General features: G+C 56.5%; 13 protein-coding genes and 1 pseudogene. 2 read left to right on the top strand and 12 right to left on the bottom strand.

Features of this window, described 5'->3' with window-relative positions:
• Positions 1-13: 13 nt before the first annotated feature.
• From LCM4577_RS00920 to LCM4577_RS00910, 3 genes are all read right to left on the bottom strand, one after another.
• Positions 14-1186, bottom strand: coding sequence for an SH3 domain-containing protein (locus LCM4577_RS00920; protein ID WP_071069081.1), 1173 nt, complete (start codon positions 1184-1186; stop codon positions 14-16).
• Between the two features lie 135 nt (positions 1187-1321).
• Positions 1322-1867: a hypothetical protein gene (locus LCM4577_RS00915; protein ID WP_131803397.1), complete on the bottom strand. Its 546-nt coding sequence runs from the start codon at positions 1865-1867 to the stop codon at positions 1322-1324.
• Between the two features lie 11 nt (positions 1868-1878).
• The gene (locus LCM4577_RS00910; RefSeq protein ID WP_071069077.1) at positions 1879-2205 is read right to left on the bottom strand and encodes a hypothetical protein; all 327 of its coding nucleotides are present in this window, start codon (positions 2203-2205) and stop codon (positions 1879-1881) included.
• Between the two features lie 105 nt (positions 2206-2310).
• On the opposite strand from LCM4577_RS00910, the gene LCM4577_RS00905 reads away from it, so the two are divergent.
• Positions 2311-2574 carry a helix-turn-helix domain-containing protein gene (locus tag LCM4577_RS00905; protein ID WP_071069075.1) on the top strand — a complete coding sequence of 88 codons (264 nt, stop codon included), beginning with the start codon at positions 2311-2313 and terminating at the stop codon, positions 2572-2574.
• Positions 2575-2630: 56 nt separating this feature from the next.
• Here LCM4577_RS00905 and LCM4577_RS00900 read toward each other — a convergent pair whose 3' ends face one another.
• From LCM4577_RS00900 to LCM4577_RS00890, 3 genes are all read right to left on the bottom strand, one after another.
• Positions 2631-3002, bottom strand: coding sequence for a hypothetical protein (locus tag LCM4577_RS00900; protein ID WP_071069073.1), 372 nt, complete (start codon positions 3000-3002; stop codon positions 2631-2633).
• An 80-nt stretch (positions 3003-3082) separates the two neighbouring features.
• Positions 3083-3994: an SDH family Clp fold serine proteinase gene (locus tag LCM4577_RS00895; RefSeq protein ID WP_071069071.1), complete on the bottom strand. Its 912-nt coding sequence runs from the start codon at positions 3992-3994 to the stop codon at positions 3083-3085.
• Between the two features lie 641 nt (positions 3995-4635).
• Positions 4636-7479: a DNA polymerase gene (locus LCM4577_RS00890; RefSeq protein WP_116389946.1), complete on the bottom strand. Its 2844-nt coding sequence runs from the start codon at positions 7477-7479 to the stop codon at positions 4636-4638.
• A gap of 345 nt (positions 7480-7824) precedes the next feature.
• Between LCM4577_RS00890 and LCM4577_RS00885 the strand changes: the two genes are divergently transcribed.
• The gene (locus tag LCM4577_RS00885; RefSeq protein ID WP_071069069.1) at positions 7825-9246 is read left to right on the top strand and encodes a hypothetical protein; all 1422 of its coding nucleotides are present in this window, start codon (positions 7825-7827) and stop codon (positions 9244-9246) included.
• A 20-nt stretch (positions 9247-9266) separates the two neighbouring features.
• Here the strand turns inward: LCM4577_RS00885 and LCM4577_RS00880 are convergent, their stop codons facing one another.
• The 6 genes and pseudogenes from LCM4577_RS00880 to LCM4577_RS00855 all read right to left on the bottom strand — a co-directional run bounded on the left by LCM4577_RS00880 (position 9267) and on the right by LCM4577_RS00855 (position 14991).
• On the bottom strand, positions 9267-9929 hold the full coding sequence (locus LCM4577_RS00880; RefSeq protein ID WP_071069067.1) for a hypothetical protein: 663 nt from the start codon (positions 9927-9929) through the stop codon (positions 9267-9269).
• 250 nt (positions 9930-10179) lie between these two features.
• Entirely contained in the window at positions 10180-12015 is a 1836-nt protein-coding gene (locus tag LCM4577_RS00875) for a recombinase family protein (RefSeq protein WP_071069065.1), read from the bottom strand.
• Between the two features lie 83 nt (positions 12016-12098).
• Positions 12099-12200 (bottom strand): annotated as a pseudogene (locus LCM4577_RS00870) (ATP-binding protein); the annotation flags it as partial.
• 146 nt (positions 12201-12346) lie between these two features.
• Positions 12347-13288, bottom strand: a complete 942-nt coding sequence (gene gshB / locus LCM4577_RS00865) for a glutathione synthase (RefSeq protein WP_071069063.1) — start codon at positions 13286-13288, stop codon at positions 12347-12349.
• Positions 13289-13510: 222 nt separating this feature from the next.
• Positions 13511-13921, bottom strand: a complete 411-nt coding sequence (locus tag LCM4577_RS00860) for a GtrA family protein (RefSeq protein WP_371410018.1) — start codon at positions 13919-13921, stop codon at positions 13511-13513.
• 65 nt (positions 13922-13986) lie between these two features.
• On the bottom strand, positions 13987-14991 hold the full coding sequence (locus LCM4577_RS00855; protein WP_040986469.1) for a glycosyltransferase: 1005 nt from the start codon (positions 14989-14991) through the stop codon (positions 13987-13989).
• Positions 14992-15034: the final 43 nt, after the last annotated feature.

The raw sequence follows: 15034 nt of genomic DNA, 5'->3' as shown, positions 1-15034 counted from the left end.
AGCCGGCCTTCAGCTATTGGCAGCATACCTTGCGAACGTAGGTATTGCCGAACGTCGAATAGGCGTCATCTGGGATTGCGCCTCTCGCCTTCATCTCCCTGACAAGGCCTTTAGCCATCGCCTCGTCATAGGTGTCACTCAGCGTGATCGCAAACCATCCATTGTTGGCGAGGTAGGCAGACAGAGGAATTGATGCGGAGCGCACGTAGGCCTCGGCCTCGGCGTAGTTGTCGAAGCTCTTGACCTGGATGTGCCGCCGACCAAATGGGCCACCGTCATATTGATCGACATGCACCCAGGTATCGTGCATGTAGCCGATCTTGTTTCCGACCTGAACGCGATACCAACGGCCCGTGTTGCCGATGATCGAGACTGCGGCGCCGTTTCTCAGCACGGCTACATTCGTTGACCTCGGCTCTGGTAGTGCCTTTAGCGGTGCAGAACCCTTGGGATGACCGATGCGACCCGAACGGGCATCCGGAATTGACAGCGACGGATTTGCTGTTGGCGGAGGTTGCGAGGCAACGGTCGGCGGGGCAGGTTGAGGCGGAGGTCGAGTGTAGGACGGTGCATGACTCGCCACAGCCGGTTGATCGCCGCCGGGCGAGGACGTGACAACGCGGTACTTCACCATCTCACTCATCGACAGATAGCGAATGTCGTTGCTGTCGTATTGCAGCGACAGCTGAAGCAGGGCGGGATCAACGCCCATTTCGATCATGTAGGTGATAACGTCGGCGGTGATCTGCTGAACGGCGGAGACTGCATCCTGGGTGCTTAGGGCAGTATCGCCCTGAAACGACGATTTGTGAACGCCTATTGATCCGGGATCGGCATAACGCAGCACGCCCCCGAGGAAAGCGAGGGAGCAAGCCGAGGCACACTCGCCTGCTCTGAACTGGATCGTGCTAAGGCCCAATCGGCGGATAAGCCGGCCAAGCTCGATCGCCTTGTAGATGTTGCCGCCAGGAGACTTGAACGTGACGGCAACTGCTCCGTTGGCACGGACGAGGTTTTCGAAACCAGCCAGGTCGTCCTGAAAAGCGAACTGACCCGAGACGACAACGTAGTGAAAGCCACCGGTGACCTGCCCGCCCTCGAATTGCAGGCCAGCGCGGGCCGCCGATGTACCCAGCACAGCCAATGCAAAAAACAGCGATACGCAGACGGAAAAGACGCGAAACATGGCCCCAGAATAACCCCGGCCACACGTCTAGCGCGAATAGCGAACGGCTGTCGATTCAATGTTGGGAAATTGGTGAACTCAGCCCGAAGTCTCCGTGCCGGGCATTGCCCGTATTCGTGTTCCGGTACGGGGTCCTTAGAACTTAAGGCCCTTCCCCGGTCCCGGCGTGATTTCGACGGTGACCTCAAGCTTCCAGTTGCCGCAGCTCTGTTCGATCCGGAACTGCTCGCCTTCAGATGTCCTACCCTTAAACCGAAATGGCTCGGCATCCTTGCACATCGGGTCGGAGATCACCTCCATTTCAGCAGGACCGCCGAACTTATTGACGAATTCCTGGGCAACCGTGCGCAGCCCCAACCCCTCGCCGCCGAAGAAGCATTCTCCGAATAACATCGACTCGATCTTCTGATCGCCGTTGAATGTGATCCATCCGCAGGCATTGTCGCCATCCTTGAGCGTCGCGAGCCTCCCGTTACCATCAGGGTCAAACACAGGAGCCCCCCATTTCACGGTCATCCCGTCGTCCTTCGCGATCTTATCCACCTGGTCAGGACTGTCTGAAACCGTGAACCCACGAAAACTGCTATCCGCGAATGCAGGCGCCGGCATTGAGATTGCGATTGCGATCATGGCGATTTGAGGAAGGCGCCGACTAAAGGCTTTTCGCGATACAGTGCTCATTGGTCGTCCCCTCAATAGTAGTACCGCTTGTTCCGAAACAGGTACATCAACAGGTAGATCGGTATCCAAAGCCCACCGGACAGGATAACCAGAAGGATGTGAATCCAGTGCGGGAACCGTCTGACCGGACCGCTAATTCCGGTTGCAGCCGCGGCTGCTGCACCGCCGGCGTTCATGAACACCTGGGGGTTGTTGCGCTGGGTTTTCAGAAGCTCGATTTCGCGCATCTGTGGATCGAGGATTTCTCCGCAATGCTTGCACTTCTTGGACTTCGGATTGATCGGCTCCGCGCAATACGGGCAGTCGATCGTAGCAGCCGGCGAAGCGGTCTCGTCCATTATTCCCCCGACAAGTCTGGCACCCCGAGGAGATAAGCTCCTCGACCCTAATCATGGTCTTATATTACGTGGTTTCTGGCGAGGGCAACTGATTGCTTCCTGAAAATGGAAGTGCAGTCACTGGTCGCCTGGAATCTACGGCGCTTGAGGGTTGAGCGAGGCATCTCACAGGATGACCTGGCCCTGACAGCGGGCGTTGAGCGGGCCTATGTCGGGTATTTGGAACGCGGAGCGCGTAACCCGACCATCATAACACTAGAAAAGATCGCGGCGGCGCTTGAGATTCACATCGGGCAGCTGTTCCGAGAGCCTGATCCCAGCGAGCAGATGCCCGCTACGTTGAAGGCAGGTCGGAAAAAGAGGGGCTAGGTGGCCCTATCCCGCCGTTGCAGACGGGATAGGGTGTCGCTCTTCGGAAATTTCAGTCAGCGGCCCTTCTTGAACCGTGCTCGGACCTGTTCCGACGCGGTTGCCAGTTGGCCGTCGAACGTGCCCTCGATCGCGGCTTCGCGTGCCTTCTTCAGCGCATCGACGACAGCCGGCATATCCGCGCATGCGATCGCGTGCTTGCCCTTGGCAAGTTCCAGAGGGACCTTGCCGTACTTGATCGCGAGGATCGGCTTTCCATCGAGATCGACAGTCCACCAACGACCACGGAATTTCCGGCCGACGTTCTCCGGCTCAGCCATATAAAGCTGATGGTCGATCTGCATGATCAATCGCTGCCGACGCTTAGATGCCGGATCGTTGGGAAGCTGCTTCGGGGCGGCGACCAGTTTCAGTCCTTCGAATGCCATTGCGATCTCCTTTCTTTGATGATCGACAACGGCGTCCCTTTAGATGGCTGGACAGGTCAACGCGATTGTGCCCTTGGACGTCAATGATACGTAGGGCCCTGGTCCTCAGCAGGCTGATCCTCCTCATCATCGGATTGGGCGCCGTCGTAACTTTCATCGGCAGCCTGCTCGTGGGGATCTACATCGTCTTCGATTTGCTCGGCCGCAGCAAACATCCTCAAAAGCTCCGACGGCTCTGACACGTTGCGGAACAATTTAGCGGCCTCGGCGAAATCGATCGCAAAACGACAATCAGGGTAGGCCGTCGCCAGTTGCTCCACCGCTTCCTGGGGCGCGTTGCCGGAGACTTCAGCCAGACGCTTCCCGTATTCAATCGCCGTATCAATAGCGCGTTTGTGTCTACCGAACACCGTTGGGTCCAGTTTCGAAACCAAACCCGACATCAGGCGGGAGGTGAAATCCGCGCATACCTGACTGCTAAGCTCGAAACTCAATCCTGCTTCGCTCTTGGTGATTAGATTGACGACCATCGGCTCGAAGACCCCGTAGGCCATCTCGCCCAGGGCATTCAGTGTCGCTCGGGAAGAAAGAGCCGACTCTGTCGTGCAAATCTCGTCGCGCTTTCGCAGCTGGGGGTCGATTGGACCAAGAAGGGCATCGGAATTCATAATCAGGTCGTGCGCCCCAAGCGCCAGAATAGTGCCTGCGCTCCTGCAATAGTTTGGAACGTAGATGGTGAAACGTTCATAACGTTGGTGGAACTGCCGCGCGATTCGATAGGCGACCGACGCATCTCCACCATTTGTGGTCAGAATGAGAATAGCCCGAGAATGCCGGCCCTCCCGGGATTTGGAGTGCAATTGGCGAAATCCTTCATCATCGATGTCACCGAAATACAAATAGATATCCGCGTTTTCCTCTTCTCCCACCCGCCGGCCAAGTTCGTGCACCAAATCGTCCAATGGGATGTCACTCAGTTCAGCTTCCGTCATTGTAATCTCCGTCGCTCGCGCGGCCGCTCAATGCGCCGCCCGCGCTGGAGATGGCTTTTACATTTCGATGGTTCAAGTATTATTTCCGCTAAATTCTTCGGTGTTGCTAAAAAGATACGAAGTAGCGTCATCCGTACGTCAAAGAAGTGCAGTAAGCATGATGTAACCCATTGAACAATTACGGAAATGCGACGTCAGTTAGGATATAGACATCAGATGACGGTTCCGACCCGTCCCTCATATATTGCGAGCTGCCTGTGTCAGCGACAAAGTTCCGTAAGAGACCTATGCGGGTGTGGGTAAGGAAAGTAACAATTACGGAGAAAGCAACCCAACCCCGTTGAGATACCTTTATAGCGAAATCCTGCGATCCCAACGTGGGGATAGCTTGGCTCCGGTAGATTACGTCGTCGGCAATTATCGAAATTCGATGCAGCGTTGGGATACTGTCGAGAGACTGGCGATTTCCGAAAAGGGGAATCCCGTAAAAGATTTATATGGGTGTGGGAGAAGAAACAATTACGGAAAACGATGGTCATCCCGAAGGGATGCTGTCTTGAATATATGAATAATTTAAAAAATTAAATCCCATTACCCCCATTCCCGCTTTTGTCCGTTTTTTTAAATATTTTAAAACCCATTCATATTGCCCGGGGAAGCCCGGGCGGAATTTCGATGGCCTGTCGATTGTGATGAAAGTGTTGTGAGACGGTGATGGCCTTCGAAATTTCGTCCGGGGTTTTCCGGGCCAGAAACATGTCTATATCAAGTTCCCAAAAATATTCCTCTTTCAACCTGATCAAGGCTGCGACCGACCTATCACTTTCGATCCATTGGTGAGGTTCGAATGTGTTCCGCTTTGCGTTGTCCAGGTCGGATAGCTGACAAGGAATTCCCACCTCATTGAGGATTTCGCAGAACCTGTTGTGCCGAATTTTGCCCATTCGTTTCAATACCAGGTCGAATCCTGCCTGGTAGTGTTTAAACGCCCGCGTCAGGTCCCGTTTTGCTCGCTTTAGGTCTCCATCGGTTTTGCCGGAATACCGCATCACCGAATCGCTGGTCTTTCGCTTGGTCTCCAGAAAATGCTGGAAAGCTCTCAGGTCCGGAACGGACCTGAGAATCCTGAAAGGATTCGTGGCCCATTTATTCCACGCTTCCCGAACGTTCTGGAATTCGTCGAAATCCTCGAGCGGTACCGTAGAGAACGACAGGTGGGTGTGAGTCTGCCCCTGGAATTCGACCGATCTGTCCAGAAGGTTGATTGGCCTTCGCTTCCAGTCGAATTCCATCGACAGGCGTTTGGTCACTGTCCTCATCACGAAATCGGCGCCGAACCGGATCATTTCCTTCAGGCCGACGCCGGATTCGTATCTCAGTTGCTGACCGGCCGTCCGGTTGAAAAATAGTTCGACAATCTGTGCGTTTTCCTCATCTTGCTTGAGGTCCCGCGTGTCCAGCTTGATACCACCCTTCTGCAAGACGATGTTGTTCTCGGTCCCTTCACCGAGCTTCAGCGTAGCCGACCCTCTGGTTCTCCAGCCAATAGGTTGGCGGATCGTGTGCTTAACCTCCATTGGCGGGTCGTCGCGTCCAAGCTTCAACTTGGCTTGCCTAAAGGACTTGAAGATCGGGCCTGCTGTAGCGTGTTCCAGGTCGGCGTCGTTGGCGTTTGACAGGAAACCGTCAGTCGTCACGCTGAAAACCTGTACGATGTCAGGAAACCTGTTGAGGACTTCGCCGAGCACGGCCCGCGTGTATGACGTGATGAACGCGGCGAAGAACGGCTGCGTTAGCTCGCTCTCTGGCAATTCGACCATGTCATCACCGCGAAGGTCGTAGACCCGCTTCTTCCGCAACCCCTGTGCCGTCTTGCCATAGGTGCTGTTGCCGACCTCCTTCCAGAACAGGTTGCCGAATGTGCCCTTGTCGAATTCCTTCCTGCGGCTGATGCAGTCGTTGATGAAGTCGGTAAAAACCCCGACACCTTGTTCGACAGGCACCCTGACAGAACGACGAAGTTCCAGCTTTGCCCCGAGCTGCCTCGCCAGAGCCAGTTCAGGAGCCGCGCAACATGCACGTCCCTTTCGCGGGAAAATGATGCCGTTGGCTGTCCTGACTGGCAGGGTGGGAAACCGGACGGATTGTGGAAATTCGAAGTCAACCGATGYGTAGGCAAGGTCCAGCATACCGATCTGATCGATTGCGACGTCCCCCTCGATCTTCTCCCAGATCGGTTTGCACAGAAGCGTCATCGCCGTTGGATAGGCCGAGCTTAGATCGTGATCCCGCCAAATACCCTCATCGCAGATCCCGTACATGAACTGCTCGTTACGGCCGCCGTGATAAGCCTCCGACACGAAGTCCAGTTCGTAGTGGACGAGTTCCTGATGAGGATGGATCGTTTTGGTGACCGAATAGCCGAGCTTTTTGCTGAATGACTGGATCTTTTTCTCTTCGCGGCCCAACACGTCATCCGGCTTCCACCCCTTGTTCTCCCACTGCGCGATCGCGAGCTTAGAACCGAATGAGGTCAGTGTTAGCGGCATCGCGAACTTCCCGAACAGATTGTCATATTGGCGGATCAGCTGTTCGGCGTATTGCGTGCAGATTTCCGCATCTCGAATCGCGTATTCCCGAAACATCGGCCAGTTTTCTGACCGGAACTGTTTCATCCGCTTCTTGATTTCTCGCTCTTGTGCGGCAGTGGTTGCCAGCTCGATCTTGTTGAAGCCGAGCATCTTGCCGACATCTGCAAGCTGCTTCGCGTTGGCAGGAGCCAGAAGGATCGTGTCCCTCAGCCTGATCTTGAATTCCGCGATCTCCTGACCTTGCACGTCGACCAACTCCATTGGAATAGCGCGGTCGATCGAGACGAGCGTGCTGCGCACGTTGCTCATCGTGAGCTTTGCCTCATCGGCAAATTCCTCGAACATCGGCAAGTCGGCTCGGGTGAAGTGCCCCACCAGATAGATGTCGGTCGGGACCTTTTGATCAGGATGTTCGGTGATGAACGTACCGATAGCTGCCGCAATGAAATTTCTCAGCAGCCACCGTTGTCCCTCCTGTGGAATAATAATCCCGCACGATTGGACCGGTGTTTCGTCCTGATGGCCTTGTGAGATCAGCCTGGTGCAGAACTGATAGGAGAGAATTTCGTTCTTTGCACCCCGCGCCTCGTCCTTGGTTGGACCAACGGGCTCTCGGGACTGATATTCGGTGTCGAACCCGATAATCAGATGCGCTGTCACGGGCGGCTTTTTCTGACCGCCTTTGCGCTTGGGTGGAAATTGGATGTTTTCAGGTCGGATTGTGACCGTAACGGGCTGATCGTCAGGATCGATGGTCGAGAAATAACTTTGCTCGTTCGCTGTCCCTCGCCTGACCGTCCGCCTCTGATCAGGAGCAGCTTGATAGTGGGTGTTGTAGTTAGGCTGAAGTTCTGCTTCCGCCTCGACCTGCGCGACTGAGCCCAGATTTTCCATGATGTCTCCAATTCGATCGACATAACGAGCCGCTGGACAAGCGGCGCCCTAAGTTTTCGATCGAATTGCGAGTCATGAAATTGGGAGACTTCGGCAAGTATGGCTTGGCTTGATTGCTTGAAGGATGATCTGCGAGCACTTGGCTCTTGGACAGATTTCCTTGCCAGCACGCCGCCATATGCTGAAGTCCTCCCATTGATACATTGCCACGAGCCATTCTGTCGCTGTGGCGGTCAAATGGGTGCGGTAAAGGCGTGTTGCAAGCCCCCTGGGGGCGAAAATTTCGGCCGGCGTAACGACCAAGGGCGTTGGTACGGGTTTCGTGGGCAGCTATCCTGCCTCGTTATGGAATCAGCGTTCGATCACACGAAGTATTCCACCGTTGTCTTCATCGACAGCATGGTTGCCCTTGAGGGTAAACCGCTGGAAACGCTGCCGTGGAGCGAGTTGGACGGTCAAGGGCCTATCCTCGTTCTGGTCGTTCCACAGGTTAATACCGAGATCGACAAGCGGAAACGTGATGGGCGACTTGGTAAGCGGGCCAGAGCATTTAATCGCCTAATTTCCCCTGCCGCTGAAACCGCAGCACCTCATAGGATCGTCGACAGTTCTCCAGCGGTCGACCTTGCTATTGCCCGTCATAAGCGGATCGATTGGGATCAATATGACGATCTCGATCCAGAAGGGGGCGACGATCGCGTGGTCGCCCAGGTTCTTAACGCCAGAGACGTACCTGACGAACGCAAGCTGCTGCTGACGTACGACACAAACCCTATAGCGATCGCATCTCGCCACGCACTGAAATCCTGGAGGATGCCGGATCATTGGTTGCTAGAGCCCGAGCCTAGCCCAAGCGACAAAGAGGTTGTCCGGCTAAAGGCGCGAGTGCGCGAGTTGGAGCAATCTCAGCCGTCGATCGACGTTTCCCTGCAATTTGGCCTGGCTCAGCCTCAGACGATCTACCGCATCGAACCACTGCCCAATGATGCCCGGAAGGCGATCGCCTCCCATGTCATCCGGCACAACCCAAGTCAAGAAGACGACTCGCCGTTCAACTTCCACCGCGACTACAGCTATGGTGATCGATACCGCAACTATCGGACCAAGATTATTCCTGCATATGCCGCCTCGGTCCATCGGCTTCTTGAAGTCCACTACGGCCAGGTCCCATTCTCTTTCTGCCTGAAGAATGTCGGAACCTTGCAGGCCGAGAGCTTGGTTCTCACTCTTTCTGGCAGAGGCGGTACCCTTCACAATCGGTTCACGCACTACCCGATTTTTGGACCAGCTGCTCCTAGGCCCAAATCGCGCATCCTCGGTGGCATTGGGTTTCATGCAAATTCCATTCGGCCATCGATTATTGGTAGGCATGAGATGCAGTTTGCCGTCGGTCCGAATCGATCCCCAGTCATTGAGCTTCATTGTGCTGATTTCAGGCATGGTCGCAGTTGGGAGTTCGAAGGGATTGCGGCGATTGATCCTTACAGCGAAGGCCCGTTTGCTATCGACATTCAGGTAACTGCTTCGAATATGCGTGGAATTCAGACCAGGACGTTCGAATTTGGCTTCACGGCCGAAATAGCCAAGGTTGGCGATCTCGTTGACCTGCTAAAGCCAGGATATCGAGTTGCAATACCGATGGCGGAACGCCTCTCCGCAGAGATCAAGGCCAAAAATTGGGATTGGATCGAAATTGTCAGCGTCGACGGTGAGGAGGAAGAACCCGACGATGGAGATGATGAACCGGACGACGAAGACGACGATTGAGGTCACCGATCACGGCTACGTCATTGCACAATCACTTGAGTTCGGTTGATCGGCAACATTCTGAAATCGTCACCTACTAGAAGCTGTCGATTATTGTGCCCCATGAATTTTGCCATGTACGAGGTTGCACGACCCTCACCCGTCGAATTTCGATGGTCATGGTTGAGTGGCTGGATATCGATCTCCCTAATCGAAAACCGATTTTTGATGCCTTGAAATCGGGAATAGTCGGCTACTAGTTTTTCGAACCGATCTCTGATCTCGTCGGTGAAAACCCAGATCGAATGAATGTGTGGGTTTTCTAGCGCTCCCATCGATCTCCAATATCTCGAACCATTCATATCCAGGCAACCGATTGCCAGCGGCTTTAGACGATCGAACGAAGGGCGATGGTAATTGCGGTTGATCAGCTCACGACAGAGCGCGTTGTATACGTCGGTGAACGTGTCCAGCTCGGATTTCACACCGTGACCGTCGAACAACGCGGCATCTTCTTGCCGCTGATTGCGACGGTTGTGGTCGAAAGAGATCGTGATGAATCGCCCGTTCCGGTTCTTGAACATCGAGATCGATTCGAACCTGCTTTTATGGGTTTCTGCGAACTGATTGATCGTGTCATCAAACCAAGATGCGTACTGGTTCGTGATGGTCGTGTGAGAGGGCGTTGAGAACGTCTGGTGCATGCGATTGGCCTTCTTTCAATAGGATATAAACCCGCCGAAAATCGGCGGGGAAATGGGTTTGGGCGTTTGAAATCGTGCGAGGATCGCCGTCGGCACGGTTCAAAAACCGTTGTCGGATGGGAAAAAATGAAAAAATGGGGAAAAGGAGAAGGGCGGTTCTGAAGGTTCTGACTGAGATAGCCGGATAACCGGTCCGACTATTTATAGCGTCGAAATCCCACCCTGCTGCGGTTGGGTGAGAAAACCTTGCCTACTGTGTCCCTGAAGGCTCGTCAAAAACAGCGTCCCAAGCTGCCGAATCCCTGCGCCATTCATTGAAAAAGTCCAATGACCTCCCGCTGTGATCACTACCGGAGACCATGCCGGTCTTGTCGATTACAACCTCCGCGACAAAGTCGGATGGATCGTCAGATTTGACTACAACGAGGCGCCTAACGCCATCTGCAAGCATGACGTTGAAGGTGCGATTGTACCCCTGCGACGCCAACTCCGTGCTTTCCATGTGGGCGAGAAGCCGTTCTTGATATTCCGGATCAAGGCCCTGCTCCTGCAAGGCCTGTGCGAGTTTCCGCAGGTTAGGCTGATTGCCACTGACGGCTACACGCAGCGAACTGACGATCGATCTCAGCCGGTTCGCGACGACTGCGCGTCGCTCGAATATATCCGGAGCAGACATATCCTGCAGCGCGTCGATCTGTGACCGCAACTCGGATGGTGAAATCGAGGGCAGGGGCTGAATTGCGACGAGTCGTTCTCGTAGTTCGCCTATCAGCCGGTCAGCCGCCGCTATTTCGTCCGCGCACTGATCGAGCTTTGCCTTGACGAATGTGGCTGAAGAGCCCGGAGTTGCCACCAACTCGAAGATTGCGTCTTGCTTCTCTTTGAGTTGCAGCAGCTTCTCCTCGGCGGCAATGATTTGCTGCTCGATTGATGAACGTTCGGAATTCTCGGCCGCCGCCTGTAGAGTAGCGCTAAGGTCGATTTCCTTCACGAAAAACAGAAATGACGTCTCGAAATCGGAGTATTTCCAGCTAGAGCTGTCACAACCCAGGTTCCGAACGGCGTTTGTGCATTTAAGCCCTTGAGATCCCTTCGGGGGCCGTCCTTTGTGGACGAACCTCATCGGTGCTCCGCAGTAATGGCACTTGGCGATTTTGGTGAACAGGTTTCTATATTCCGGGCCTTTCCGACCCGCACCCTCCACGAGCCTCCTTCGCCGAGAAGCCTGTATTCGGAGAAACTGATCCTCGTCGATGATATCGGGAAAATAGCCGGGTACCGGGTCTCCGGACGGCACGCGATCCCCATGTTCATTGTATCGGTGCGGTTGGAATTCACCGAGTACGGCCCGATTATTCAGGATTTTGGTAACGTAGGACTCGTGCCAACCATTGGATTTCGTGAATGTCGGCACGCTTGATTGGTTAAGCCGACGTGCAATCACAAATGAACCGTGGCCGGCATCCGCCAACTGAAAAATTTGCCGAACAACGTCCACCCGTTCCGGGACCACGTCGAAGCTCGACCGGTCCTCTCGCAACACCAGCCATGCGGGTGCGACCTTTGTCAGTTTTCGGTGACCGGCGTTGTTCCGCTTATTCTTCCACGCTTCCCCCACGCGYATGCTTTTCGTTTTGGATTCCTCGTAGGCGCGGCCTAGAACAATGACCGAATAGATCACGTCGTTTAGATTGGTGTCCCCTGCCCGATAAACGTGATTGTCGGCCAGCGTCACGACGTTGATGCCGTTCTTGATGATGTCGAAGAACACGGGAACGGAATCAAGAATCTGCTGTCGGCTAATTCTATCAAGGGATTCGACCAGCAGGTAAGACCCTTGTGCTATCCCGCCGCTCTTGACCAACGCCAGGAATTTGCCCAATGCCCCGGATGCCACGTTGGCGCCTTTGAACGCCGAGACTCCGATATCTTCCAGCTTAAAGTCTTCGACGAGTTGCAGATCATTCTGCTCGGCATATCTCTTGGACGCTTGTTCCTGCCTTCGAAGACTGTCGCCTTTCAATTGGATGTCGGTCGACATCCGGATGTACGAATATGCGAGAGGTTTTGGGGCGGCTGAATTCATCGCGCCTCATGTAGGTGGATTCAGTTCTCAGCTCAACTCGACCGCATCACGGGCTATGTCGGCAAATAGAAATTAATCCGCCTTACCATCTGCATGCCGACCTTGCCCGGCCCGACCATCACCTGGACATCGACCGGCAAGGCCTCGATGCCCTGGAAAGCCACCGTGCGAACCCGCGCCACCATGTTTCCCGCGCCCCCGGATGCAGTTCCCCGCGACGCTGCCATCAGCCCGCGCAAGACCTCACGCCAGACAACCACAGTTTTGCGGCCGAGGCAAGAACATTACGGGAACATCGTTCCCGCTCATGCAACGGGCGTCGTGGCGAGAATTACCCCCGCTTCCCTTCCACGCAATCCCAGAACAGGGCCGCGATATCCGCGCCGCCGAAGCGCTGCACTTCGCGCACGCCGGTCGGCGAGGTGACGTTGATCTCGGTCATGTAGTCGCCGATCACGTCGATGCCGACGAGGATGAAACCGCGTTCCTTCAGCGCCGGTCCGATGCGGGCGCAGATCTCGCGCTCGCGCTCCGTCAGCTCGGTCTTCTCGGCGCGGCCGCCGACATGCATGTTGGAGCGGGAATCGTGCTCGGCCGGCACGCGGTTGATGGCGCCCACCGGCTCGCCGTCGATCAGGATGATGCGCTTGTCGCCCTTGCGCACGTCCTTGAGGTAGCGCTGCACGATATAGGGCTCGCGGAACAGCTGGCCGAACATCTCGAGCAGCGAGGCGAGGTTGCGGTCGGCCTCGTGCAGATGGAAGATGCCGGCGCCGCCATTGCCGTAGAGCGGCTTGACGATGATGTCGCCGAATTCCTTGCGGAAGGCGGCCACCTCCTGAGGGTCCTTGGTGATCAGCGTCTCCGGCATTAGGTCCGGGAACTCGGTGACGAAGATCTTTTCCGGACTGTTGCGCACCCAGGCCGGATCGTTGACCACCAGCGTCTTGGGATGGATGCGCTCCAATATGTGCGTGGTGGTGATGTAGTTCATGTCGAAGGGCGGGTCCTGCCGCAGCAGCACCACGTCCATCTCGGAAAGGTCGGTGCGCACTTTCTCGCCGAGCGAATAGTGGTTGCCCTTCTCGTCGCGCACCTGCATCTCCTCGATGCGCGCGAACACCTTGCCGTCCCRCATCGACAGCCGGTCGGGCGTGTAATGGAAGAGCTTGTGGCCGCGCCGCTGGGCCTCCAGCGACAGCGCGAAGCTCGTGTCGCCGGCGATCGACACGGTGGAGACATGGTCCATCTGGACAGCGATTTTCAGCGGCATCTCGGGTCTCCGGCGAACTCAGCCGCCGATATAAGGAAATTGGCGGCGTCTGCCAATCGTGCTCGCTTGGTGCAGACGCTCAGAGACTGCTTCGAAATTCGCTCTGGCGAGTCATATGGTGGTGGTTTCGAGAACCGGAGCGCAGCGGACTTTTGGTCCGTGAGCACCGGAAGCGCAGAAAACGCCATCAGATGGCCGCCAGAGTAGAATTTCCAAACGGTCTCAGCGGTCGAAGACCAGCCTGGAATAGCCCAGGAAGGACAGCGTCATCGCGACGATCGAGGCGATGGCGAGCGCCGCCAGCGGCGGCAGCGCCGGCAGCGCGAGCAGGATGGCRCAATAGACCAGGTAATTGACGATGCTGGTGGCGATGCCGACGCCGCCATAGCGGGCGCCTTCCTCCGCGAGGCCCCGGCTCGACGGCGCGAAGGTCAGGTGGCGGTTGATCTGCCAGGTGACGCAGAGCGCGAAGCCGATCGACAGCACGCGCGCCAAGAGCGGGCCGAGCGGCGTGGTGGCAAGCAGCAGCCAGAGCGCCGCCGCGTCGGYGGCGAAACCGATGCCGCCGGCGACGGCGAAGCGGAAGAGGCGGCCCACTAGATCGTGATGGCGTTTTCCTTGGATCGCCCTCACGATCTAACTCGTTGTTGGAGCATGATCTTCTCCGAAAACCGGTTCCCACTTTTCGGGATCATGCTCTAAGCCGCCCGTGGGGCCTTGCCCGGCTCGCTCTTCGGCAAGGCCTGCCCGGCTGCCTGGCGCTCGGCACGGCCGGAGGAAATCGACAAATAGAAGATGCGCTTCTGCTCGGCCCGGCCGCGCGACACCGAATCGAGGATGAAGCCGGTCATCATCGAGAGCATGGCCAGAAGCAGCATGCCGATCGACAGCACCCAGGTCGGCATGCGCGGCACGAGCCCCGTCTCGGCGAATTCGACCAGCACCGGGATCATCAGGCCGATGCTGGCGGCCAGGAAGAACAGCGCAAAGGTGCCGAAGAAGCGCAGCGGCTGCGTCTCCTTCACCAGCATGGCGAACATCCACAGGATCCTGGCGCCGTCGCGGAAGGTCGACAGTTTCGACGACGAGCCCTCCGGGCGGCGGCCGTAATCGAGCGCCATCTCGCTCACCGGCAGTTTCAGCTGCGAGGCATGCACCGACATCTCGGTCTCGATCTCGAAGCCGCCGGAAACGGCTGGGAAACTCTTGACGAAGCGGCGCGAAAACACCCGGTAGCCGGAGAAGATATCGGTGAAGTCGGTCCCGAACAGGCCCTTGTAGAGGCGGTTGAAGACGCGGTTGCCGAAGGCGTGGCCGTTGCGGCCGGCATCGTCGGTCACGCCGCGCCTGGTGCCCACCACCATGTCGGAGCGTTCGGTCTGCAGGACGTTGATCAGCTGCGGCGCATCCTCCGGCGCGTAGGTGCCGTCGCCGTCGGCCATCACATAGATGTCGGCGTCGATGTCGGCGAACATGCGCCGCACCACATTGCCTTTGCCCTGACGCGGCTCGCGCACGACGATGGCGCCGGCGGCGCGGGCCTTCAGCGCCGTGAGGTCCTTGGAGTTGTTGTCGTAGACATAGATCGCGGCCGAAGGCAGCGTCTCACGGAAGCGCCGCACGACCTCGCCGATCGTCAGCTCCTCATTGTAGCAAGGCAGGAGCACGGCGATGACCGGCTCGTGGCGGACTGCATGCGGCATGTCTGTCTCCGGGCGCCCGACCCAGCCTCCGACCGTCTCTCAT

Origin of the sequence: Mesorhizobium sp. LCM 4577 (genome assembly GCF_001854795.2) — a bacterium.
In the GTDB taxonomy this organism is placed as follows: domain Bacteria; phylum Pseudomonadota; class Alphaproteobacteria; order Rhizobiales; family Rhizobiaceae; genus Mesorhizobium; species Mesorhizobium plurifarium.
Note: the sequence above shows the minus strand (reverse complement) of the source record. Positions and strands in the feature narration are given on the sequence as shown.